This is a genomic window from Pseudomonas sp. AC169 (genome assembly GCF_979258515.1).
Genome location: NZ_OZ409866.1, coordinates 6,277,944 through 6,301,584, shown reverse-complemented (window position 1 = coordinate 6,301,584; position 23,641 = coordinate 6,277,944). Strand labels below are relative to the sequence as shown.

The following is a 23,641-nucleotide window of genomic DNA, read 5'->3' as shown; positions in this document are numbered from 1 at the left end:
CGCTATGAATTTGTCCGGTCCTTTCATCAAGCGCCCCGTGGCGACGATGCTGCTGAGCCTGGCGATCATGCTGCTCGGCGGTGTCAGCTTCGGTCTGCTGCCGGTTTCGCCATTGCCGCAAATGGATTTCCCGGTGATCGTCGTGCAGGCGAGCCTGCCCGGCGCCAGCCCGGAGGTCATGGCGTCCACCGTGGCCACGCCGCTGGAGCGCTCGTTCGGCGCGATCGCTGGCGTCAACACCATGAGCAGTCGTTCCAGTCAGGGCTCGACCCGGGTCATTCTGCAATTTGATCTCGACCGCGACATCAACGGTGCCGCGCGGGAAGTGCAAGCGGCGATCAACGCTTCGCGCAACCTGTTGCCGAGCGGTATGCGCAGCATGCCGACCTACAAGAAGGTCAACCCGTCGCAAGCACCGATCATGGTGCTGTCGCTGACGTCCGATGTGCTGGAAAAAGGCCAGCTCTACGATTTGGCCTCGACCATTCTTTCGCAGAGCCTGTCGCAAGTGCAGGGCGTCGGTGAAGTGCAGATCGGCGGCAGTTCGCTGCCGGCCGTACGCATCGAGCTCGAACCGCAGGCGCTGAACCAGTACGGCGTGGCGCTCGACGATGTACGCAAGACCATCGCCGATGCCAACGTACGCCGGCCGAAAGGTTCGGTCGAGGACGGTCAGCGCTTGTGGCAGATCCAGGCCAATGACCAGTTGGAGAAAGCCAAGGATTACGAGTCACTGATCATCCACTATGCCGACGGTGCCGCACTGCGCCTCAAGGACGTGGCCAAGGTCAGTGACGGTGTCGAAGATCGCTACAACAGCGGCTTCTTCAACGATGACGCGGCCGTGCTGCTGGTGATCAACCGCCAGGCCGGCGCCAACATCATCGAGACGGTCAACGAGATCAAGGCGCAACTGCCGGCGCTGCAAGCGGTGTTGCCCGCCAGCGTGAAACTGAATCTGGCCATGGACCGTTCGCCGGTAATCAAGGCCACTCTGCATGAAGCCGAGATGACCTTGCTGATCGCCGTGGCGCTGGTGATTCTGGTGGTGTACCTGTTTCTCGGTAACTTCCGCGCCTCGCTGATTCCGACGTTGGCCGTGCCGGTGTCGCTGGTCGGTACCTTTGCGGTGATGTACCTCTACGGTTTCTCGCTGAACAACCTGTCGCTGATGGCGCTGATTCTGGCCACCGGTCTGGTCGTGGATGATGCCATTGTGGTGCTGGAGAACATTTCCCGGCACATCGACGAAGGCGTCAAACCGATGCAGGCCGCGTACCTCGGAGCCAAGGAAGTCGGTTTCACCTTGCTGTCGATGAACGTCTCGCTGGTCGCGGTGTTCCTGTCGATTCTGTTCATGGGCGGCATCGTCGAGAGCCTGTTCCGCGAGTTTTCCATCACGCTGGCTGCGGCCATCATCGTGTCGCTGGTGGTTTCGCTGACGTTGACGCCGATGCTTTGCGCCCGTTGGCTCAAACCGCACACACCGGGGCAGGAAAACCGCCTACAACGCTGGAGTCGCCGCACCAACGATTGGATGGTCGGCAAATATGCCACCAGCCTCGACTGGGTGTTGCGTCACCGGCGCCTGACCTTGCTCAGCCTGCTGATCACCGTCGCGGTCAACGTTGCGTTGTATGTCGTAGTACCGAAAACCTTTATGCCGCAGCAGGACACCGGCCAGCTGATCGGTTTCGTGCGCGGTGACGATGGTCTGTCGTTCAGCGTGATGCAGCCGAAAATGGAGATTTTCCGCCGCGCCGTGCTCAAGGACGAAGCGGTGGAAAGCGTGGCCGGGTTCATCGGTGGCACCAACGGCACCAATAACGCTTTTATGCTGGTGCGCCTGAAACCGATCAAGGATCGCCAGCTCAACGCGCAGAAAGTCATCGAGCGCATGCGCAAGGAAATGCCCAAGGTTCCCGGTGCGCAACTGATGCTGATGGCCGATCAGGACCTGCAATTTGGCGGCGGCCGCGAACAGACCACCTCGCAGTACAGCTACATTTTGCAAAGTGGTGATTTGAGCGAGTTGCGCAAGTGGTACCCGAAAGTGGTTGCCGCGTTAAGGGCATTGCCGGAACTCACGGCGATTGACGCCCGCGAAGGGGCGGGAGCCCAGCAAGTGACGCTGATTGTCGACCGCGATCAGGCCAAACGCCTGGGTGTCGACATGGACATGGTGACCGCGGTGCTGAACAACGCTTACAGCCAACGGCAGATTTCGACGATCTACGACAGCCTCAACCAGTATCAGGTGGTGATGGAGGTCAATCCGAAATATGCCCAGGACCCGGTGACGCTCAAGCAAGTGCAGGTGATCACCGCTGACGGTGCGCGGGTGCCGTTGTCGACGTTCGCCCATTATGAAAACAGCCTGGAAGACGATCGCGTCAGCCACGAAGGCCAGTTTGCCTCCGAGGACATTTCCTTCGACATGGCCGAAGGCGTGACGGTGGAGCAGGGCAGTGCCGCCATCGAGCGGGCGATTGCCAAGCTCGGCCTGCCGGAAGATGTCATTGCGAAAATGGCCGGTACCGCCGACGCCTTTGCCGCCACGCAGAAGAGCCAGCCGTTCATGATTCTGGGAGCGCTGCTGGCGGTGTATCTGGTATTGGGCGTGCTGTATGAAAGCTACATCCATCCGCTGACGATCCTGTCGACCCTGCCGTCGGCCGGTGTCGGCGCGTTGCTGTCGATCTATGCGCTGGGCGGCGAGTTCAGCCTGATCTCGTTGCTCGGGTTGTTCCTGCTGATTGGTGTGGTGAAGAAAAACGCTATTTTGATGATCGACCTCGCGCTGCAACTGGAACGCCATCAGGGCCTGTCGCCGCTGGAATCGATCCGCAGCGCCTGTCTGCAACGTCTGCGACCGATTCTGATGACGACCCTGGCGGCGATTCTCGGTGCCTTGCCGTTGCTGCTGGGCCGGGCCGAAGGCGCGGAAATGCGCCAGCCGCTGGGCCTGACGATCATCGGCGGGCTGATTTTCAGCCAGGTGCTGACGCTTTACACCACGCCTGTGGTTTACCTCTATCTCGACAAGCTGCGCCATCGATTCAACAAATGGCGTGGCGTGCGCACTGACGCCGCTCTGGAAACTCCGCTATGACTGACCGTTCGCTTTTCAATCTGGCCACCGTTCGCGGCTCGCGCTTGCTCAGCCTGTCGCTGTGCGTGGCGATGCTCAGTGCCTGCGCCGTCGGCCCGGACTACCAGCGCCCGCAGACTGCGGAAATCGCCCAGTACAAGGAGGCCGAAGGCTGGACTCAGGCCAACCCGAGCGACTCGCTGGCCCGTGGCGCCTGGTGGGAGTTGTATGGCGATCAGCAGCTCAACGGCTTGATCGAACGCCTGAACAATTCCAACCAGACGGTCGCGCAATCCGAAGCGCAGTATCGCCAGGCTCAGGCCTTGGTGCGCAGTGCCCGTGGCGCGTTTTATCCCAAAGTGGACTTAAGCCTGGGCAAGACTCGCTCCAGTCAGGGCACCGGCAGCAGCAGTTCCAGTCTGAGCAGTTCCTCCAGTGGCATCCGTGATACCTATAACGCTGAGCTGAGCGTCAGTTGGGAAGCCGATGTCTGGGGCAAATTGCGCCGTGGACTGGAAGCCGATGAGGCCAGCGCCCAGGCCAGTTTTGCCGATCTGGCGGCCATGCGCCTGAGCCAGCAATCGGAGCTGGTGCAGAACTACCTGCAACTGCGCGTTATCGACCAGCAGAAACGGCTGCTCGAAGCCACAGTCGCCGCCTACGAACGCTCGCTGAAAATGACCCAGAACCAATACCGCGCCGGGGTTTCCGGGCGCGATGCGGTAGCACAGGCGCAGACGCAACTGAAAAGCACCCAGGCCGATCTGGTCGACCTGATCTGGCAGCGCGCGCAATTTGAAAATGCGATTGCCGTGCTGACCGGACAAGCTCCGGCGGATTTCAACATTGCCGAAGTGCAGACCATCCCAAAGCTGCCGCAGGTGCCGTTGAGCCTGCCCTCGCAATTGCTCGAGCGGCGCCCGGACATCGCCTCTGCGGAGCGTTCGGTGATTGCCGCCAACGCCAACATCGGCGTGGCCAAAGCCGCGTATTACCCGGATCTGAGCCTGAGTCTGAGCGGTGGCTACAGCAGCAGCACCTCGCAGAATCTGGTCAGCCTGCCGAACCGCTTCTGGTCGGTGGGGCCGAAACTGGCGCTGCCGCTGTTCGACGGTGGCATACGTTCGGCCGAAGTCGACCGTACCGAGGCGGTGTATGACCAGACCGTGGCCAAGTACCGCCAGACCGTGCTCGACGGTTTCCGCGAGGTTGAAAATTATCTGGTGCAGCTCAAGGTGTACGAAGACGAAGCGGCGGTGCGCCAGGAAGCGCTGGATGCAGCCCGCGACTCCCTGCGCCTGACGGAAAACCAGTACAAGGCCGGTCTGATTGCTTATATCGATGTGGTGGTGGTGCAAGCCACAGCGCTGAGCAATGAGCGCAGCGTGCTGAATATTCTACAAAGTCGTTTGATTGCCAGTGTGCAATTGATTGCGGCGCTGGGCGGTGGCTGGGATGGGCAACTTGAAGTGAGCGACAGTGCCCAATCTTCGAAGTAACGTGCTTCTGTGTTGATCGTTCCCACGCTCCGCGTGGGAATGCAGCCCGGGACGCTCCGCGTCCCATCCCGAGCCGAACGCAGAGCGTCCGCTGAAGTATTCCCACGCATAGCGTGGGAACGATCGGGTAAAGCCGTGAACGCCGGGCCAGAGCCTTGTCGGATGATCGAACAAGCGTTTCATCGGGTTGATGGCCAATTGCTTACTTTGTCAGTGCGTTCTTCTGTGCAATCAGTACAATCGCCGCATTTGCCCGACCGAGAATGGACGCAATCCGCGTCGGGTGGCCACGAGAAATCCCATGCTCATCGGTAGTTATTCTTCCACCCTGGTTTTCATTTCGTTGTGCGTGGCGATACTCGCTTCCTACACCGCGCTCGACCTCACCGGTCGCATTGCCACGGCCAAGGGCCGCGCGGTGCATTTCTGGACCGCGGGTGGTGCGTTTGCCATGGGCATTGGTGTCTGGTCGATGCACTTCATCGGCATGCTCGCCTTCAAACTGCCGATCGATCTGGGCTATGACATCGTCCTGACCGCGCTGTCGTTGTTCATCGCCGTGTTGTCTTGCGGCTTCGCCTTATGGCTGGTCAGCCAGCCGAAACTGCCGATTCTGCAACTGGCGTTCGGCGCGCTGATCATGGGCGCTGGGATCAGTGCCATGCATTACACCGGCATGGCGGCGATGCGCATGACCCCGGGGATCGACTACGACCCGACGCTGTTCGGTGCTTCATTGCTGATTGCGGTCGGCGCGTCGGCGGCGGCACTGTGGATCGCCTTTCGCCTGCGTCAGCACTCGCCGTACGTGCGCCTGATTCGTGGCGGCGCGGCGATCATCATGGGCATCGCCATTGTCGGCATGCATTACACCGGCATGGCCGCCGCGCAGTTTCCTGATGGCAGTTTCTGCGGGGCCACCGTCAACGGCTTGAAGGGTAACGGCCTCGACAGCCTGGTGTTGATCACCACATTGGCGGTGCTGTCGATTGCCTTGCTCACCTCGATTCTCGACGCACGCCTCGAAGCGCGCACAGCCGATCTGGCGCACTCATTGACGGTGGCCAACCGCGAACTCACGCAACTGGCCCTGCACGACACCTTGACCGGTCTGCCGAATCGCATGTTGCTCGACGACCGGATCAATCAGGCGATGAAAAAGGTCCAGGAACAGGGCGGCTGTTTTGCGCTGATGTTCATCGATCTGGACGGTTTCAAACCCGTCAACGATGCTTTCGGGCATCACATGGGTGATCAGTTGTTGCGCGAAGTGGGCGTACGCCTGCGGGAAGACTTGCGCGGCCAGGACACACTGGCGCGGATCGGCGGCGATGAATTCGTCCTGCTCGTGCGACTGACTGAACCCAATGATGCGTTGGGTCTGGCGGCACGGCAGGTCGGGCTGATCGCGCAATCATTCCGCGTCGCCGAACATGACTTGCAGATCTCCGCCAGCGTCGGCATCGCTCTGTATCCGGGCAATGGCCAGAGCGCTCAGGAACTGCTGATGAACGCCGACGCGGCGATGTACCACGCCAAGGGTGGCGGCAAAAACGGTTACAGCTTCTTCGATGCGTCGATGAACAACAACGCGCGCAAGCAGTTGCAGTTGTTACAGGACCTGCGTGCGGCGCTTGAACACAGTCAGTTCAGCTTGCATTACCAGCCCAAGTTCGACGCCGCCAATGGCCGTCCGGTCGGGGCCGAAGCGCTGCTGCGCTGGCAACACCCGATCCACGGCATGCTGATGCCGGACAAGTTCATCGACCTGGCCGAGAAATCCGGTCTGATCATCCCGATCGGCGACTGGGTGCTCAACGAAGCCTGTCGGCAGATGCGCGAATGGTACGTGCTCGGTTACACCGATTGGCGTATCGCGGTGAATCTGTCGGCTTTGCAGTTTTGCCACGCCGGGCTGGTGCGCAGCGTCGCCAAGGCATTGGCCACTCACCACTTGCCGGCTAACAGCCTGACCCTGGAAATCACCGAAACCACGGCCATGAGCGATGCCGATGCGAGCATGACGGTGTTGCAGGAGTTGTCGGACATGGGCGTCGACCTGTCGATCGATGACTTCGGCACCGGTTATTCCAGTCTGATGTACCTCAAGCGCTTGCCGGCCAACGAGCTGAAGATTGATCGTGGTTTTGTGCGGGATCTGGAGCATGACAGCGACGACGCGGCAATTGTTTCGGCGATTGTCGCGTTGGGGCAGGCGCTCGGTTTGCGGATTGTCGCTGAAGGTGTTGAAACCGGGGTGCAGCAGAAGTTCTTGACGCAGTTGGGGTGTGATTCGCTGCAGGGTTATCTGTTGGGGCATCCGATGCCGGCGGATAAATTCATGCAGGATATTGCGCGTGGTGAGCGGGTGGCGGTGGTCTGATCGACCGCGTTATCGTTCTTCGCGAGCAGGCTCGCTCCCACATTTGGAATGCATAACCCCGTGGGAGCGAGCTTGCTCGCGAAGGCGTCGGGCCCGACGCAACAGACCTCATGCAAAACCCGTCAATGGCGGTTATTCTTGCCCCCGACTGTTACGTGTGCATTGGGGGAGAAAGGCCAGCATGGATAAAGTCATTGTGATCACCGGCGGCGGGCGCGGGATTGGCGCCGCTACGGCGCTGTTGGCTGCCGAGCAAGGCTATCGGATCTGCATCAACTACCAGTCGGATGAACAGGCCGCGCAAAGCGTGCTGGAGCAAGTCCGCGCATTGGGCGCACAAGCCATCGCCGTGCGCGCCGACGTCAGCATCGAAGACGAAGTGATCGCGCTGTTCCATCGGGTCGACACCGAGTTGGGCCGGGTCACCGCGCTGGTGAACAACGCCGGCACCGTCGGGCAAAAGTCGCGAGTCGACGAAATGTCCGAATTCCGCATCCTCAAAATCATGAAAACCAATGTCCTGGCGCCGATCCTCTGCGCCAAGCACGCGATCCTGCGCATGTCGCCCAAGCACGGCGGGCAGGGTGGCAGCATCGTCAACGTGTCGTCGGTGGCCGCGCGTCTCGGTTCGCCCAACGAATATGTCGATTACGCGGCCTCCAAAGGCGCACTCGACACCTTCACCATCGGTCTTTCAAAGGAAGTGGCGGGCGAGGGGATTCGCGTCAACGCGGTGCGCCCGGGTTACATCTATACCGATTTCCATGCCTTGAGCGGCGATCCGGATCGGGTCAGCAAGCTTGAGTCGGCGATTCCGATGGCCCGTGGCGGGCGCCCGGATGAGGTGGCGGAGGCGATTGTCTGGTTGTTGTCGGACAAGGCTTCGTATGCGACCGGGACGTTTGTTGATTTGGGGGGCGGGCGTTAAAAACTTCGAAGATGCATGGGAGGTTCCGGTCCGTTTGCGATCAAGCATCTCCCGTGTTGGTTTTGCGTGTAAAACACACCGAAAGGGCCCCGTCTCGGAGCCCGCTGTGGTTTAACAATCAGGTAACTAATTAATCGTCGGACTCAATCACAATATTGTCAAAAAATGCGCGGGTGGTCGGTTTTAGTTCGCCAGAATAAATGGGTCCAATATCAAAGCTGCCAGCCGTAGGCTTCGTCAGATCCACAGCAATGGAGTATCGATGCCAATCGATAGTCGGCGCAGGGGAGTTCACAGAAAAATTGTTATTTTTACCGGTGCTAACCCGAACGGCATTAAAACCTTCAGGGGGGTCAACAACACGCAGGTCGAAAGAAAGGATAACTTTCCTGTTCACATAATCTTTGAGTGTTCGCTGGTAACACTCAAGCTCCACGCCAGGTTCAAGGTTTTCCTTAGTGGCGAGGCACTTGCCTTTGCCCGTCGATTCATCATCTACCAAATCACATATTTGTATATGACCAATTTCTCCCCAGCCATTTCGTTCGCCATCATCAAAATTGGTTGAGTGCAGAATTTTTTTGTCAGACATTTTCAACGCTCCATGTATTTAAAATTGCCCCTGTATTCAGCCATTACCGATCAATGCTGTCACCTGTCAGAGTTGACAGGTTTTGTCCGAATAAATTGCCGTCCATCAGAAATGCATATAGCTGTATGCAATTAAAGCTTCGCAGGGCTGCTGGTGTTCAATTGCCAAATTAATATCGGCAGCCAAGAGTTCTCACAAACTTGCAAATGCGATAGTTGGGGGCTCAGCAACCTGTCAGAACGACCGCACAATCCGCCCCAACGTCTCCATGGCCTTTTCAGAGTCCTCAGTCCAAGGGCTGCCGTAATTCAACCGAATACAATTCCTGAACCGCTGCGTCGGCGAGAAAATCGGCCCCGGCGCGATGCTGATGCCTTGCGCCAGTGCCATCTGAAACAACTTCAGTGAATCCATCTGCGGTGGCAGCTCCAGCCACAAGAAGTAGCCCCCCGCCGGTTGGCTGACCCGGGTTTGTGCCGGGAAGTAACGGGCAATCGCCGCGAGCATCGCGCTCTGCTGCTCTTCCAGGGCGTAACGCAGTTTGCGCAGGTGCCGGTCATAACCACCGTGTTGCAGATAGTCGGCAATCGCCGCTTGCGCAGGCATCGAAGCACACAGCGAGGTCATCAGCTTCAGCCGTTCGATCTTCTGCGCGTAACGCCCGGCGGCGACCCAGCCGATGCGGTAGCCGGGGGCCAGGCTTTTAGCGAACGAGCCGCAGTGCATGACCAGACCTTCGGTGTCGAAGGCCTTGGCCGGTTTCGGTGCTTGCTGGCCGTAATAGAGTTCGGCGTAGACATCGTCTTCGATCAGCGGCACTTGATGACGGCGCAGCAGTTCGACCAATTCCTGCTTCTTTGCTTCGGGCATGGTCGCGCCCATCGGGTTCTGGAAGCTGGTCATGCACCAGCAGGCCTTGATCGGGTGACGTTCGAGGGTCTGCGCGAGGACGCCGAGGTCGATGCCGTCGCGTGGATGCACGGGAATTTCCACGGCTTTGAGTTTCAGCCGTTCCAGTACTTGCAGGCTGGCATAGAACGCCGGAGCTTCGATGGCCACCAGATCGCCGGGTTCGGTCACGGCTTGCAGGCACAGGTTCAGCGCTTCGAGGGCGCCGTTGGTGATCAGCAGCTCCTCCATCGGCAGCATGAGCCCGCCAACCATGTAGCGCAGGGCAATCTGCCGCCGCAGTTGCGGGTTGCCCGGCGACATGTCGGTGACGACCATGCGCGGATCCATCTCGCGGGCGGCGCTGGCCAGCGAGCGCGACAGGCGTTGCAGCGGGAACAGCGTCGGGCTGGGGAACGCTGAACCGAACGGCACGGTACTCGGGTCCTTGATCGATTCCAGCACCGAGAACACCAGTTCGCTGACGTCGACTTCGGTGGAATCGTTGACGTGGCTGCTGATCACTGGTTCCGAGAACGGGCTCGGCGCGTGGGTGTTGACGAAATAGCCGGAGCGCGGCCGCGCGCGGATCAGGCCGCGGCGTTCGAGCAGGTAATAGGCCTGGAACACCGTGGACGGGCTGACGCCGTACGTCTGGCTGGCATAGCGCACCGAAGGCACGCGCTGGCCGGGGCCGAGGACGCCGGAGCGGATCAGTTCAGCGATGTCGTCGGCGAATTTTTCGTAGCGTTTCATCGAGTACCTTGGTGCTGGTGTTATTGAGGTGTGTCAGGGAGCAAGCCCTCACCCTAACCCTCTCCCAGAGGGAGAGGGGACTGATCGGGGGATGCTTGTGAACTGCACCGACCTGAAATTGCTTCGCCGAATCCATAATCGACTCGACCTGAAAGTGCTTTGCTCGATCCATAATCGACTCGGCCTGAAAGTGCTTTGCTTAATCCATAATCGACTCGACCTGAAAGTGCTTTGCTCAATCCATAATCGACTCGGCCTGAAAGTGCTTTGCTCGATCCATAATCGACTCGGTCTGTCAGGTCGGCGTATAGCGACAGACACCTCGGTCGGCCCCCTCTACCCCTGGGAGAGGGCTGGGGTGAGGGAGCGGATTCTAAGGGATCAACGATTCATCGGCGCAACAAACCTGCTCTTCGCCACGCTGTAAACCTCAGGCTCATCGCTGTCGGCAATCTTGAAACTCAAGGTCTGCGAACTGCTGGCCGGGCGCTCCGTGGTCATCGCCACTGACACCGGCACATCGACAATCTCGCCCGGTGCCAGGCTCAACTCGGTCTTGCCTTGCAACTGGAAGCCGTCGGCGTCGACCAATGTCAGGTTGTAGTCCTGACGCTGCTGGGTCTTGTTGATGACCTTAAGGGTGTAGATGTTTTCGATCTGGCCCTGACCGTTCTCGCGAAACAGCCCGCGATCCTTGGTCACGTCCAGCGAGACCATTGGCCGCTCGATCAACGCCAGTGCCAATGCGCCGATCATCGCCACCAGCACCACGGTGTAGCCGATCAGGCGCGGCCGCAGCAGGTGGGTTTTGCCGCCCTGCAATTCACGCTCGGAACTGTAGCGGATCAAGCCGCGCGGGTAGTTCATTTTGTCCATGATCGAATCGCAGGCGTCGATGCACGCGGCGCAACCGATGCATTCCATCTGTAAACCGTCGCGGATGTCGATGCCGGTCGGGCAGACCTGCACGCACAACTGGCAGTCGATGCAATCACCCAGGCCGGCCTCGAGCGGTTTCACGTCGCGCTTACGCGGGCCACGGTTTTCGCCACGGGCCACGTCGTAGGAAATCGCCAGTGTGTCTTTGTCGAACATAACGCTCTGGAAGCGCGCATACGGGCACATGTGCATGCACACCGCTTCACGCAGCCAACCGGCGTTGATGTACGTGGCGGCAGTGAAGAACAGCACCCAGAACAGGCTGACGCCGCCGATTTGCAGGGTCAGCAGTTCTTCGGCCAGTGGCCGGATCGGCGTGAAGTAACCGACGAAGGTCAGGCCGGTCAGCACGCTGATCGCCAGCCACAAGGTGTGCTTGGCCGCACGCCGGGCCAGTTTGTTCAGGCTCCATGGCGCGGCTTGCAGTTTGATCCGTTGATTGCGTTCGCCCTCGGTGATCTTCTCGCACCACATGAAGATCCACGTCCACGAACTCTGCGGGCAGGTGTAACCGCACCAGACCCGGCCGGCAAACACGGTGATGGCGAACAGGCCGAACGCCGCGATGATCAGCAGTGCGGACAGCAGAATGAAATCCTGCGGCCAGAAGGTCGCGCCGAAGATGTGGAATTTGCTTTCGGAAAGATCCCAGAGCACCGCCTGACGTCCGCCCCAGTTCAGCCACACAGTGCCGAAAAACAGCACAAACAGAAATCCCGCACCACTCATGCGCAGGGTGCGGAACAGGCCGGTGAAGCTGCGGGTGTGGATCTGGTTGTCGCTGGACTTGGCGGTCGCCTTCATTGGGCGCGCGGGTATGCTTTTTATAGTGGGAGATGCTTCTACGGTTCGGACGGGGATTTGTTCGCTCATGGTTATTCGCTCATCAGCCTCCATCAGGCCAGAGCACTATGAGCGTCGATCTGTTTGCATAACAGACTCAGATATTTCAATAAAAAGCGGATCAGATGAGATTCTGCACAGCGCCTGCGACAACTTGAAGCAGCCCGCAGGCAAAGGCGCAAACGCCTATCGCAGGCGTTTGCGCGGGGTGTTGATCAAGGTCAGTCAAATCACCGAATCACTCTCGTCGGCTTTCAGGTGTTTGCGTCCGTCCTTGACGCCTGCGACGGTCAAGGCGTCAGCTTCAGCCTCGGTGATGTAAACGCGCCGGCCCTCTATATCCACGAACGACATGGATTTTTCGCTATCCGTCCGGACTTCCAAGGTGTCGCAGATACGAATTTCTTCGCCATGTTCGACGGTGAAAAAACACACTTTTTGCTCGGGGTTGGATTCATCGACTCGAAGGGGCATGGGGCAGTCCTTTTTTCGGGGGGTCTGCAAGGTTAGGGCGCACGCCGCGCCGATGGTTCTGCGCAACTGATTAATGGTCGCCGCTGTCCATCCTCTATAAGCCCAAAAACAAGGACTGCACGATGAACGCGTGGTGGCAAGAAGTGTGGGAGACCCTGCAAGCAGAATTCGCCGACGTTGGCGACGCTTCGCAATTGACGCGCATTACCGTGCGCCTGCTGATGGCGGCGGTACTTGGCGGAATTCTCGGGTTCGAACGTGAGCACAAAGGCAAGGCTGCCGGGGTGCGTACGCATATGTTGGTAGCGCTCGGCGCGGCACTGTTTGTGCTGGTTCCACAGACGTCGGGGGCCGAGTCGGATGCGATGAGTCGAGTGGTGCAAGGAGTGATTGCCGGGATCGGCTTTCTGGGTGCCGGCACTATCCTGAAAAACAAGGAAGGCGATGAAGGCCACGTCAAAGGCCTGACCACGGCTGCCGGTTTGTGGATGACGGCGGCCATTGGTGTAGCGACGGGGCTGGGCAAGGAAGCCACGGCGCTGCTCAGTACCTTTCTGGCACTGGGCATCTTCAGTGTGATGCCACGCATCGTAAAATTCTTCGAAAAAGAAGAAGAGAAGACTGATGACCACTGATCATTCCTGCGCCGGATGATCGTTCCCACGCTCTGGGTGAGAATGCCTCAATGGACGCTCCGCGTCCGCTTTGGGACGCGGAACGTCGTGGGCTGGATGCCCACGCGGAGCGTGAGAACGATCAATCAGACGATGACTGGCGGCATCGTGCTCGGCGGTTCTTCTTTCGGTGGTGGCGTCGTGCCCGGTGGTTCCTGCTCCGGAACCGGTTGCGGTTCGGTCTCGGGCAGCGTGGGTTTGTCGATGTTCGGATCGGGCGTTTCGGCCGGGATCGGGATGTTCATCTATTGACCTCCGTGTGGCACATGGCGTGAGAAGTGCTTAAGTGGATTGACCACCCTTCACGCAATTCGATCCGCTTTTCTGACACGGCAATTTCATCTGAACTTTTCCCGGCGCCGGTCGCTCGGAACCTAAGTGAGTTCATGTCGGGGCAGGTGCTTCGTTGTGAACACTGATCCGGCACAAGAGCGTCCTTGGGGCGTTAAGGAGAGATGCTCAATGACTGCTGAAAGACCTTCTGAACTGAGCTACAACCCGCACATGCCGCTGTCACAGGCGTTGCTGCTGCCGCGCATTGCCATTGAAAACACCATGCCGACCCTGGAGGGCGGGCAGTTCGCCGTGAAGTCGATTGCCGGCCGCGAAGTGGTGGTCACCAGCAAGGTGTTTGCCGACGGTCACGACAAACTCGCGGTGCGCATCCGCTGGCGCGAGGAAGGTGAAGAGACCTGGCAAAGCGAAGTCATGGCTGATCAGGGCAACAATGGCTGGCAAGGCCAGTTCCGCCCTGAACATCAGGGCCGCTACCTCTATTGCATCGAAGCATGGATCGATCACTTCGCCAGTTTTCAATATGAACTGGAGAAGAAACACAGCGCCGCCGTACCGGTGTCGCTGGAGCTGCAGGAAGGCCGCAGCATGGTGCAACAGGCCGCCGAACGCAGCGAAGGTCAGCTCAGCGAACAGCTTGCGGCCTTGCACCACGAATTGTCCGGGCTGCTCGAAACCGAGCAGGTCGCGCTGTTCCTGCACTCGCGCAGTGCGCAATTGATGGCTGAGGCCGATCACCGCGCCTACTTGAGCGTCAGTCCCGAGTTCCCCATGGACGTCGAGCGCGAACTGGCCGAGTTTGCCAGTTGGTACGAACTGTTTCCGCGCTCGATCACCGACGATCCGCACCGGCACGGCACCTTTAATGACGTGCACTCACGTTTGCCGATGATTCAGGACATGGGCTTCGACGTGCTGTACTTCACGCCGATCCACCCGATCGGTCGCGCCCATCGCAAGGGGCGCAACAATTCCCTGACCGCCGGCCCCGATGATCCGGGCAGCCCTTATGCCATCGGCAGTGAGGAGGGCGGTCACGAGGCGATTCACTCGCAACTGGGCACTCGTGAGGACTTCCGTCGACTGGTCGCGGCAGCTGCCGATCATGGGTTGGAAATCGCCCTCGACTTCGCCATCCAGTGTTCCCAGGACCACCCGTGGCTCAAGCAGCATCCGGGCTGGTTCAACTGGCGCCCCGACGGCACGATCAAATACGCCGAAAACCCGCCGAAGAAATATCAGGACATTGTCAACGTCGATTTCTATGCGCCGGACGCCATTCCAAGTCTGTGGGTCGAGTTGCGCGACATCGTCATCGGCTGGGTCGAGGAGGGCGTGAAAATCTTCCGCGTCGACAATCCGCACACCAAACCGCTGCCGTTCTGGCAATGGCTGATCGCCGATGTGCGCGCGCTGTACCCGGAAGTGATCTTTCTCGCCGAAGCCTTCACCACGCCAGCGATGATGGCGCGGCTGGGCAAGGTCGGGTACACCCAGAGCTATACCTATTTCACTTGGCGCAATACCAAGGCTGAGTTGGCGACGTATTTCACCGAACTGAACGAATCGCCGTGGCGCGAATGCTACCGGCCGAATTTCTTCGTCAATACGCCTGACATCAACCCGGCGTTTCTGCACGAATCCGGGCGCCCGGGCTTTTTGATCCGCGCGGCGCTGGCGACCATGGGCTCGGGGCTGTGGGGCATGTACTCCGGATTCGAACTGTGCGAGTCGGCGCCGGTGCCGGGCAAGGAGGAATACCTCGACTCGGAGAAGTACGAGATTCGCGTCCGCGATTTCACCGCGCCGGGCAACATCATTGCCGAGATCGCCCAGCTCAACCGGATCCGCCGACAGAACCCGGCGCTTCACACGCACTTGGGTCTGAAGATCTACAACGCCTGGAACGACAACATTCTGTTCTTCGGCAAGCGCAGCTTTGACGGCAGCAATTTCATTCTGGTGGCGGTCAGCCTCGATCCGCACAACGTGCAGGAGGCGAATTTCGAACTGCCGTTGTGGGAAATGGGCTTGCCCGACGATGCGACGACCCACGGCGAGGATTTGATGAACGGGCATCGCTGGGACTGGCATGGCAAATATCAGTTCATGCGCATTGACCCGGCGTATCAGCCGTTCGGCATCTGGCGAATCACCGCTACGTAATGATCGTTCCCACGCTCTGCGTGGGAACGCATCCCGGGACGCTCCGCGTCCCAGAAACGGACGCAGAGTGTCCATGGCGGCATTCCCACGCAGAGTGTGGGAACGATCATCGTGGGGCGCTTTTAAAGCATTCAACAGGAGTTTCACATGGCGAAGAAACCCAAGGCAGCCACCTTTATCAAAGACCCGCTCTGGTACAAGGACGCGGTGATCTATCAAGTTCACGTCAAATCGTTTTTCGACTCCAACAACGACGGGATCGGCGATTTTCCTGGCCTGATCGCCAAACTCGATTACATCGCCGACCTTGGCGTCAACACCATCTGGCTCTTGCCGTTCTATCCCTCGCCACGTCGCGACGACGGCTACGACATTGCCGAATACCGTGGCGTGCACAGCGATTACGGGACCATGGCCGACGCCAAGCGCTTTATCGCCGAGGCGCACAAGCGCGGTTTGCGAGTGATCACCGAACTGGTCATCAACCACACGTCCGATCAGCACCCGTGGTTCCAGCGTGCGCGTAAGGCCAAGCCAGGCTCGGCGGCGCGGGACTTCTATGTGTGGTCGGATGACGATCAGAAATACGACGGCACACGGATCATTTTTCTCGACACGGAAAAATCCAACTGGACCTGGGACCCGGTCGCCGGCCAATACTTCTGGCACCGTTTCTATTCGCACCAACCCGATCTGAATTTCGACAACCCGCAAGTGATGAAAGCCGTGCTGTCGGTGATGCGTTACTGGCTGGACATGGGCATCGACGGTCTGCGCCTCGACGCGATCCCGTACCTGATCGAGCGCGACGGCACCAACAATGAAAACCTGCCCGAGACCCACGATGTCCTCAAGCAGATCCGCGCTGAGATCGACGCCAACTATCCCGACCGCATGCTGCTCGCCGAGGCCAACCAATGGCCGGAAGACACGCAGCTGTATTTCGGCGACACCGATGCGGCCGGTCTCAATGGCGATGAGTGCCATATGGCGTTTCACTTCCCGTTGATGCCGCGCATGTACATGGCGCTGGCCCAGGAGGATCGCTTCCCGATCACCGATATTCTTCGGCAGACCCCGGAAATTCCCGCCAACTGTCAGTGGGCGATCTTCCTGCGCAACCACGATGAGCTGACGCTCGAGATGGTCACCGACAAAGAACGTGACTATCTATGGAATTACTACGCCGCAGACCGTCGCGCGCGGATCAACCTTGGTATTCGTCGGCGTCTGGCGCCGTTGATGGAACGTGATCGCCGCCGCATTGAGCTGCTCAACAGTCTGCTGCTGTCGATGCCAGGCACGCCGACCCTGTATTACGGCGATGAAATCGGCATGGGCGACAACATCTACCTCGGCGACCGCGACGGTGTGCGTACGCCAATGCAGTGGTCGATTGACCGTAACGGCGGCTTCTCCCGCGCCGATCCGGCGAGTCTGGTGCTGCCGCCGATCATGGACCCGCAGTACGGTTATCTGTCGGTCAACGTCGAAACCCAGTCCGGCGATCCCCATTCGCTGTTGAACTGGACCCGACGCTTGCTCGCGGTGCGCAAACAGTCCAAGGCGTTCGGCCGTGGCACGTTGAAAATGCTGTCGCCGAACAACCGCCGTGTACTGGCGTACACCCGCGAATTCACCGATGCCGATGGCAAGCACGAAATCATTCTGTGCGTGGCCAACGTCTCGCGCAGTGCGCAAGCGGTGGAGCTGGATCTGTCGGCCTACGTCGGCATGGTGCCGGTGGAGATGCTTGGCGGTAACGCTTTCCCGCCAATCGGCCAGTTGAATTTTCTCCTGACATTGGCGCCGTACGGCTTCTATTGGTTCGCCTTGGCGGCGGAGAACCAGATGCCGAGCTGGCACGTCGAACCGGCGCAGAGCCTGCCGGACTTCACCACGCTGGTGCTGAAAAAACGCATGGAAGAATTGCTCGAAGCGCCGTCGCGCACGACGCTGGAGCAAAACATTCTGCCGAGCTGGTTGCAGAATCGTCGCTGGTTCGCCGGCAAGGATGCGGCCATCGACAAAGTACATCTGGCCTATGGCGTGCGATTTGGTGATGCACAGCATCCGGTGCTGCTGAGCGAAATCGAAGTCACCAGCGGCGGGCAGACCAGTCGCTATCAACTGCCGTTCGGCTTTATTGCCGAAGATCAGGTCGGCCCGGCGTTGCCGCAGCAATTGGCCCTGTCCCGTGTACGCCGTGTGCGACAGGTCGGTCTGATCACTGACGCGTTCAGCCTCGAAGCGTTTATTCGTGCGGTGCTGCAAGGCATGCAGAACAACACCGTACTGGAGTCGGCGGAGGGGGAAATCCGCTTCGCACCGACGCTGCATCTGGAAAAACTCGGCCTCGGTGCCGAGTCGGAAGTGCGCTATCTGTCCGCCGAGCAATCGAACAGTTCGGTGGTGATCGGCAACAGCCTGGTGCTCAAGCTGATACGAAAAGTCGCTTCTGGCGTACACCCGGAACTGGAGATGAGCGCTTACCTGACCGAGGCCGGATTTGCCAATATCTCTCCGCTGCTCGGCTCGGTTATCCGCCGCGATGCCAAGGGCGAAGACAATCTGCTGATGATCGCCCAAGGTTATCTGAGCAATCAGGGCGACGCCTGGGAATGGACGCAGAACAACCTCGAACGGGCGCTGCGCGATGAGCTGGCCGACGCCATGTCCGAGCAGGAACAGCATTACAACGCCCTCGGTGAGCTGAAGGATTTTGCCGGGATGCTCGGTCAGCGCTTGGGTGAGATGCACAAGGTCCTTGCTGCACCGACCGACAATGCCGACTTCGCGCCGCAGGTGTCGACGGCCAAAGACATGCAGGCGACGGGCAAGGATGTCGTGGCCCAGGTCGAGCACGCTTTGAAACTGCTCAAGCAGCATCAGGGCGAACTCAATGCAGCGGATCAGAAACTGGTCAAACGCCTGATCGACGAGAAGAAAACCATCCTTGCCCACGTGCAGGATCTGGCGAAAAAAGCCGTCGGCGGTTTGCGCATTCGCGTCCATGGCGACTTGCATTTGGGCCAGGTATTGGTGATCAAGGGCGACGCCTATCTGATCGACTTCGAGGGCGAACCGGCGCGGCCATTGAGCGAACGCCGTGGCAAACACAGTCCGTACAAGGATGTCAGCGGCGTGTTGCGCTCGTTCGATTACGCGGCGGCGATGACCATCAACGTGCACAACGTTGACCACAGCGCCGAGTCTGAAACCGCGCGGCGTCTGGTTGCCGAGCGTTATCTGCGTGAGGCCCGTGAGGCATTTGTTCAGGCATATCGCCGCGCGGCAGCTAGTCTTGATCATGCTTGGCAAGATCCTGAAGGTGCCGACGCCGCGCTGGCGTTGTTCGGCCTGGAGAAGGCGGCCTATGAAGTGGCCTATGAAGCCGAAAATCGCCCCACGTGGCTGCCCGTGCCGTTGCACGGTTTGTATGGGTTATTGACGGGGCTTAAACCCTTTTCCGATCTTGGTGGAGAGTAGTCATGAGTTTCTCGAACAAGGAACAGGGTGCGGTCAAAGAAGCGTTGCTGCCCTCGGCAAAAGATATCGATGCCTTGGTCCGCGCTGAACATCACGACCCTTTTTCCATTCTTGGCCCGCACGGCGATGGCGCTGGCGGGCAGTTCATTCGCGCCTATCTACCCGGTGCGTTGAGCGTCGTGGTGCTGGACAAGGACAGCGGTGAAGAACGCGGTCCGCTTGAGCAAACCGAAACACCGGGGCTGTTTGTCGGCCATTTCGATCAGGCGCGGCCGTATCAGCTACGCACGCGCTGGGCCGGCGGCGAGCAGGTCGCCGAGGATCCGTATAGCTTCGGCCAGTTGCTCGGTGAAATGGATCTGTATCTGTTCGCCGAGGGCAATCACCGTGACCTCAGTGCCTGTCTTGGTGCGCAGTTGAAAACGGTGGATGGCGTCGACGGCGTGCGCTTCGCCGTGTGGGCGCCGAATGCCCGACGCGTGTCGGTGGTGGGGGATTTCAACGTCTGGGACGGCCGCCGTCATCCAATGCGCTTGCGTCATCCGTCCGGGGTGTGGGAGTTGTTCATTCCGCGCCTGCGAGCGGGCGAGTTGTACAAATATGAAATTCTAGGCGCCCACGGGATTCTGCCGCTCAAGGCTGATCCGATGGCGCTGGCCACCAGTCTGCCGCCGGACACCGCGTCGAAAGTCGCCGAGCCGCTGCAAATCGACTGGCAGGATCAGGACTGGATGAGCAGCCGCCGTGACCGCCAGAAACATTCTGCGCCGCTGTCGATCTATGAACTGCACGCCGGTTCGTGGCAGTGCGAACTGGATGATCTGGGTGAAGTGGCGCGCCAGTACACTTGGCCGGAATTGGCTGAACGGCTGATTCCTTACGTCAAGGAACTGGGTTTCACCCACATCGAACTGATGCCGATCATGGAGCACCCGTTTGGTGGTTCATGGGGGTATCAGTTGCTCTCGCAATTTGCGCCGAGTGCGCGCTATGGCTCGCCGGCGCAGTTTGCCGAATTCGTCGATGCCTGCCACCGGGCGGAGATTGGTGTGATTCTCGACTGGGTACCGGCGCATTTTCCGACCGATACCCATGGTCTGGCGCAGTTCGACGGCACCGCGCTGTACGAGTACGGCAACCCGCTGGAAGGCTTCCATCAGGATTGGGATACGCTGATCTACAACCTCGGCCGCACTGAAGTGCACGGCTACATGCTGGCGTCGGGGCTGCACTGGTTGAAGCATTTCCATGTCGACGGTTTGCGCGTTGATGCGGTGGCGTCGATGTTGTACCGCGACTATTCGCGCAAGGCCGGTGAATGGGTGCCGAACCGCCATGGCGGTCGGGAAAACCTGGAAGCGATCGACTTCCTGCGGCACTTGAATGATGTGGTTGAACTGGAAGCGCCGGGTGCGCTGGTCATTGCTGAAGAATCCACCGCGTGGCCGGGCGTCAGTCAGAGCACCCAGCAGGGCGGCCTCGGCTTTGCCTACAAATGGAACATGGGCTGGATGCACGATTCGCTGCATTACATTCAGCAGGATCCGGTGTACCGCGCCCATCATCACAACGAGTTGAGTTTTGGCCTGGTCTACGCCTGGTCCGAGCGCTTCATCCTGCCGATTTCCCACGATGAGGTGGTGCACGGCAAGCATTCGCTGATCGACAAAATGCCCGGCGATCGCTGGCAGAAATTCGCCAACCTGCGCGCTTATCTGAGCTTCATGTGGACCCATCCGGGCAAGAAGCTGCTGTTCATGGGCTGCGAGTTCGGCCAGTGGCGCGAGTGGAACCACGATCAGCAGCTGGACTGGTATCTGCTGCAGTACTCCGAGCACAAAGGCGTGCAGAAACTGGTGGGTGACCTTAATCGGCTGTACCGCGAGGAACCGGCGCTGCACGATCAGGACGATGCGCCGCAGGGTTTTCAGTGGTTGATCGGTGACGATGCAATCAACAGCGTTTATGCCTGGCTACGCTGGAGCAAGGACGGTAAACCGGTGCTGGTGGTAGCCAACTTTACGCCAGTGCCGCGTCAGGCCTATCGCGTGGGAGTGCCGTTTGCCGGGCGCTGGACTGAATTGCTCAACAGCGATGCCGACACCTATGCCGGGTCCAATTATGGCAATGGTGGCGGGGCGTTTACCGAGGAGGTGGCGAGCCATGGCCAGTCGTTGTCGCTGGAACTGAACCTGCCGCCGTTGGCGGTGTTGATCCTCAAACCGGAGGGTTGATCCGAGACCGTGTCGCTGCCTTCGCGAGCAGGCTCGCTCCCACAGGGGAAATACATTCCAAATGTGGGAGCGAGCCTGCTCGCGAAGGCGCCAGTTCAGACACCTTCAAAATCCGACTCACCGCTCACCAACGCATCCGCACCCCAAGGCTGCCAATAATCCCGTTCAAGTCATTGTCATCGACATCACTGCTGTAATCGGCACTGACATACAGACTCACCGCCGGCGTCACCCGCGCCACCAGACCCAGTCCCAACTCGACGGTGGAGGACTTGCGGCTGCTGCTGATCTTGTCGACCTGATCCAGCGTCACCGTGCTGCCGGTGTAGACGGTGTGCCACAGGTTGGTGCGCACGTAGGGTTCGACCGGCAACCCATTCAAATCGTAACTGCCTTTCAATCGTGCGCCGACGCGACCACTCCACGCCGTCAGATCAGTGGAAGAAGCATTGCCTGAACCCGCGTAAGGCGTGTCGAGCGTGATGCGTTGATTGATCAGTTGCGCCTGCGGTTCGACCACCCAGTTGTCACTCAGGCCAATCGGAAAACCGCCTTCCACCGAGAAGGTCATGGCGCTGCCTTCGGTGGCTTGCCGGGCGCCTTGGCCGTTGCGACTGAAACCGCTGACCCGGCCACCGCTGGCCGACAGGTCAACGTGCCAGCCTTGGGCACCGGTGAGGCTGTAGTAGGCGCCGAGGCTCTGGCCTTGCAGATTGAGAGTGTCACGGTTCGGGTCGGCCAAGGCGCGACTGGTGAGCACGCCGTTGCCATTGGCCTGAATCTGATTGACGCCGCCGATCAGGCCGATGGTCTGAGTATGCCCGCCACCTTGCACGGTCAACACGGCTGGGCCTTTGAAGTCGCCGCTGCCGGGCATCGCGTAGCCTGAGGACAGCACATCGGTTTGCGCCTGCCGGGCGCTTCTGCCGTACAACTCATCCCAGGCCGACGGTGCGAGGTCTTCGGTAATCAAGCGTGTGCCCTGCAGATCGGGCCGTGGGCTGAAGCGTTGCGGGCCGGGGGTGATGACGGTGGTGGGCAAGGTCATCACGGGCACATCCGCGCGATACCACGGGGTGGTTTCATCCGCCGCAGGACCGGCCTGCGCCTCCATGGATGAGCACAGCAAGATAGAGCTCGACACTGTGCAGAAAGTGATTTTGATCTCGTGTGGGGTTACGGAAATTTTCATGGAGGTCTACCTTGCAGGCGCTGCGGTATCTCGATGTGGCGTCTCTCCTACCCCGAACGAGGGGCGACCGAATGGAGCGGGGCGAACCGTGGCCGCTCGATTTCGCGAGTGTCCGAAGGCTCGTCCCGGGTGGTGATTCCGGGGGTAGTAAGGTAGAGATAAGAAGAGTCGAGCGTGCCCGTCAAGAAATTGAACGATGAGTGGTAGTGGTAAAACAGGATTTGCAAGCGTTTGTTTTTCTGCACATAACTAAGTGGTTGTTTGCATGGAAAAACGCAGCGAAAGCCCCGACTCAGAGGCATTCAGTTACCGACAGAAGGTCTGCCGGCACTGATGGGACACCAGGGTTGTGAAACTTCCGCGTATGGCATTGCTGTCACTATTGCGGCTAGAGATGCACCTCTACTGCCAGCGGCAGGTGATCGGACAAATGCGTCCACGGCTTGTTGCCGAGGATTTGCGGGTCATGGCTGCTGGCATTGCGCAGGTAGATCCGGTCCAGTCGCAGCAACGGAAACCGCGCCGGGTAAGTCTTGGCCGGGCGCCCGTGGTGACGCTCAAAGGCTTCGTGCAGGTAGTCCCGGCGGGCGAGGGCGGCGTTGCCCTGCAACTGCCAGTCGTTGAAGTCGCCCGCGATGATCACCGGGGCGTCGTCGGGCAGCGATTCGAGCAACTGGCAAAGCAGTTGCAACTGCAATTGCCGATGGCTTTCGAGCAGACTCAAGTGCACGCAGATCGCATGGACTTCGGCATGCCCCGGCACATCAAGCACGCAATGCAGCAGGCCACGGCGTTCGGGGCCGGTGATCGACACATCGAGGTTGCGGTACTCACGGATCGGATATTTCGACAGCAGCGCATTGCCGTGGTGGCCGTCGGGGTAGACGGCGTTGCGCCCGTAGGCGAAGTCGCTCCACATACTGTCGGCGAGAAACTCGTATTGCGAGGTTTGCGGCCATTCGTTGTAACGGCTCGAATGCCGCTCGTGTTCACCCACCACTTCTTGCAGAAACACCAGGTCGGCCGAGGTGCTGCGCACCGCTTCGCGCAGTTCCGGCAGGATGAAGCGCCGATTGAGCGCGGTGAAACCCTTGTGGGTGTTGACCGTCAGCACCCTTAAACGATGAATGACGGGCGCGTCGTCAACATGACGCTTGGGATCGCTGGACACGGTTACTCCTCTGAATCCTGAGTGCCTG

General features: G+C 59.6%; 15 protein-coding genes. 8 read left to right on the top strand and 7 right to left on the bottom strand.

Translation table 11 applies throughout. From position 1 onward, the window contains the following. Positions 1-4 precede the first annotated feature (4 nt). From ACZZ0G_RS27935 to ACZZ0G_RS27920, 4 genes are all read left to right on the top strand, one after another. Entirely contained in the window at positions 5-3,112 is a 3,108-nt protein-coding gene (locus ACZZ0G_RS27935) for an efflux RND transporter permease subunit (protein ID WP_463558417.1), read from the top strand. Then, positions 3,109-4,590, top strand: coding sequence for an efflux transporter outer membrane subunit (locus ACZZ0G_RS27930; protein WP_463558416.1), 1,482 nt, complete (start codon positions 3,109-3,111; stop codon positions 4,588-4,590). The genes ACZZ0G_RS27935 and ACZZ0G_RS27930 overlap by 4 nt, the downstream gene beginning before the upstream one ends. Before the next feature lie 301 nt (positions 4,591-4,891). After that, positions 4,892-6,973, top strand: coding sequence for a putative bifunctional diguanylate cyclase/phosphodiesterase (locus ACZZ0G_RS27925; RefSeq protein ID WP_463558415.1), 2,082 nt, complete (start codon positions 4,892-4,894; stop codon positions 6,971-6,973). A 181-nt stretch (positions 6,974-7,154) separates the two neighbouring features. Beyond that, the gene (locus ACZZ0G_RS27920; protein WP_414869520.1) at positions 7,155-7,901 is read left to right on the top strand and encodes an SDR family oxidoreductase; all 747 of its coding nucleotides are present in this window, start codon (positions 7,155-7,157) and stop codon (positions 7,899-7,901) included. 130 nt (positions 7,902-8,031) lie between these two features. Here ACZZ0G_RS27920 and ACZZ0G_RS27915 read toward each other — a convergent pair whose 3' ends face one another. From ACZZ0G_RS27915 to ACZZ0G_RS27900, 4 genes are all read right to left on the bottom strand, one after another. After that, complete coding sequence (locus ACZZ0G_RS27915; protein WP_463558414.1) at positions 8,032-8,493, bottom strand: hypothetical protein; 462 nt, start codon at positions 8,491-8,493, stop codon at positions 8,032-8,034. Between the two features lie 234 nt (positions 8,494-8,727). Further along, positions 8,728-10,137 carry a GntR family transcriptional regulator MpaR gene (gene mapR, locus ACZZ0G_RS27910; RefSeq protein ID WP_008087199.1) on the bottom strand — a complete coding sequence of 470 codons (1,410 nt, stop codon included), beginning with the start codon at positions 10,135-10,137 and terminating at the stop codon, positions 8,728-8,730. 381 nt (positions 10,138-10,518) lie between these two features. Beyond that, positions 10,519-11,949 (bottom strand): cytochrome c oxidase accessory protein CcoG, encoded by a 1,431-nt coding sequence (gene ccoG, locus ACZZ0G_RS27905; protein ID WP_463558413.1) that lies wholly within the window; start codon positions 11,947-11,949, stop codon positions 10,519-10,521. Between the two features lie 195 nt (positions 11,950-12,144). After that, on the bottom strand, positions 12,145-12,393 hold the full coding sequence (locus ACZZ0G_RS27900) for a DUF3203 family protein (protein WP_463558412.1): 249 nt from the start codon (positions 12,391-12,393) through the stop codon (positions 12,145-12,147). A gap of 122 nt (positions 12,394-12,515) precedes the next feature. Here ACZZ0G_RS27900 and ACZZ0G_RS27895 point away from each other — a divergent pair, with 122 nt between their 5' ends. Continuing rightward, positions 12,516-13,028 carry an MgtC/SapB family protein gene (locus tag ACZZ0G_RS27895; RefSeq protein WP_463558411.1) on the top strand — a complete coding sequence of 171 codons (513 nt, stop codon included), beginning with the start codon at positions 12,516-12,518 and terminating at the stop codon, positions 13,026-13,028. A gap of 125 nt (positions 13,029-13,153) precedes the next feature. Here the strand turns inward: ACZZ0G_RS27895 and ACZZ0G_RS27890 are convergent, their stop codons facing one another. Beyond that, positions 13,154-13,312: a hypothetical protein gene (locus ACZZ0G_RS27890; protein WP_164979430.1), complete on the bottom strand. Its 159-nt coding sequence runs from the start codon at positions 13,310-13,312 to the stop codon at positions 13,154-13,156. A 217-nt stretch (positions 13,313-13,529) separates the two neighbouring features. Between ACZZ0G_RS27890 and ACZZ0G_RS27885 the strand changes: the two genes are divergently transcribed. The 3 genes from ACZZ0G_RS27885 to glgB all read left to right on the top strand — a co-directional run bounded on the left by ACZZ0G_RS27885 (position 13,530) and on the right by glgB (position 21,250). Beyond that, a complete protein-coding gene (locus ACZZ0G_RS27885; RefSeq protein WP_463558410.1) occupies positions 13,530-15,527 on the top strand; it encodes an alpha-1,4-glucan--maltose-1-phosphate maltosyltransferase in 1,998 nt (665 codons plus the stop codon). A gap of 147 nt (positions 15,528-15,674) precedes the next feature. Beyond that, the gene (gene treS / locus ACZZ0G_RS27880; protein WP_463558409.1) at positions 15,675-19,016 is read left to right on the top strand and encodes a maltose alpha-D-glucosyltransferase; all 3,342 of its coding nucleotides are present in this window, start codon (positions 15,675-15,677) and stop codon (positions 19,014-19,016) included. Positions 19,017-19,018: 2 nt separating this feature from the next. After that, positions 19,019-21,250, top strand: a complete 2,232-nt coding sequence (glgB, locus tag ACZZ0G_RS27875) for a 1,4-alpha-glucan branching protein GlgB (RefSeq protein ID WP_463558408.1) — start codon at positions 19,019-19,021, stop codon at positions 21,248-21,250. Positions 21,251-21,374: 124 nt separating this feature from the next. On the opposite strand, the gene ACZZ0G_RS27870 is transcribed toward glgB, so the two are convergent. Next, on the bottom strand, positions 21,375-22,442 hold the full coding sequence (locus tag ACZZ0G_RS27870; protein ID WP_463558407.1) for an autotransporter domain-containing protein: 1,068 nt from the start codon (positions 22,440-22,442) through the stop codon (positions 21,375-21,377). Between the two features lie 388 nt (positions 22,443-22,830). Then, positions 22,831-23,613, bottom strand: coding sequence for an endonuclease/exonuclease/phosphatase family protein (locus tag ACZZ0G_RS27865; RefSeq protein WP_463558406.1), 783 nt, complete (start codon positions 23,611-23,613; stop codon positions 22,831-22,833). Positions 23,614-23,641 lie beyond the last annotated feature (28 nt).

Bases quoted from the DNA above. Each gene is read 5' to 3' on its own strand.
- mapR (WP_008087199.1), bottom strand. From the start codon at position 10,137: ATGAAACGCTACGAAAAATTCGCCGACGACATCGCTGAACTGATCCGC.
- ACZZ0G_RS27920 (WP_414869520.1), top strand. From the start codon at position 7,155: ATGGATAAAGTCATTGTGATCACCGGCGGCGGGCGCGGGATTGGCGCC.
- ACZZ0G_RS27930 (WP_463558416.1), top strand. From the start codon at position 3,109: ATGACTGACCGTTCGCTTTTCAATCTGGCCACCGTTCGCGGCTCGCGC.
- ccoG (WP_463558413.1), bottom strand. From the start codon at position 11,949: ATGAGCGAACAAATCCCCGTCCGAACCGTAGAAGCATCTCCCACTATA.
- ACZZ0G_RS27890 (WP_164979430.1), bottom strand. From the start codon at position 13,312: ATGAACATCCCGATCCCGGCCGAAACGCCCGATCCGAACATCGACAAA.
- ACZZ0G_RS27925 (WP_463558415.1), top strand. From the start codon at position 4,892: ATGCTCATCGGTAGTTATTCTTCCACCCTGGTTTTCATTTCGTTGTGC.
- glgB (WP_463558408.1), top strand. From the start codon at position 19,019: ATGAGTTTCTCGAACAAGGAACAGGGTGCGGTCAAAGAAGCGTTGCTG.
- ACZZ0G_RS27935 (WP_463558417.1), top strand. From the start codon at position 5: ATGAATTTGTCCGGTCCTTTCATCAAGCGCCCCGTGGCGACGATGCTG.
- treS (WP_463558409.1), top strand. From the start codon at position 15,675: ATGGCGAAGAAACCCAAGGCAGCCACCTTTATCAAAGACCCGCTCTGG.
- ACZZ0G_RS27900 (WP_463558412.1), bottom strand. From the start codon at position 12,393: ATGCCCCTTCGAGTCGATGAATCCAACCCCGAGCAAAAAGTGTGTTTT.
- ACZZ0G_RS27885 (WP_463558410.1), top strand. From the start codon at position 13,530: ATGACTGCTGAAAGACCTTCTGAACTGAGCTACAACCCGCACATGCCG.
- ACZZ0G_RS27915 (WP_463558414.1), bottom strand. From the start codon at position 8,493: ATGTCTGACAAAAAAATTCTGCACTCAACCAATTTTGATGATGGCGAA.
- ACZZ0G_RS27870 (WP_463558407.1), bottom strand. From the start codon at position 22,442: ATGAAAATTTCCGTAACCCCACACGAGATCAAAATCACTTTCTGCACA.
- ACZZ0G_RS27895 (WP_463558411.1), top strand. From the start codon at position 12,516: ATGAACGCGTGGTGGCAAGAAGTGTGGGAGACCCTGCAAGCAGAATTC.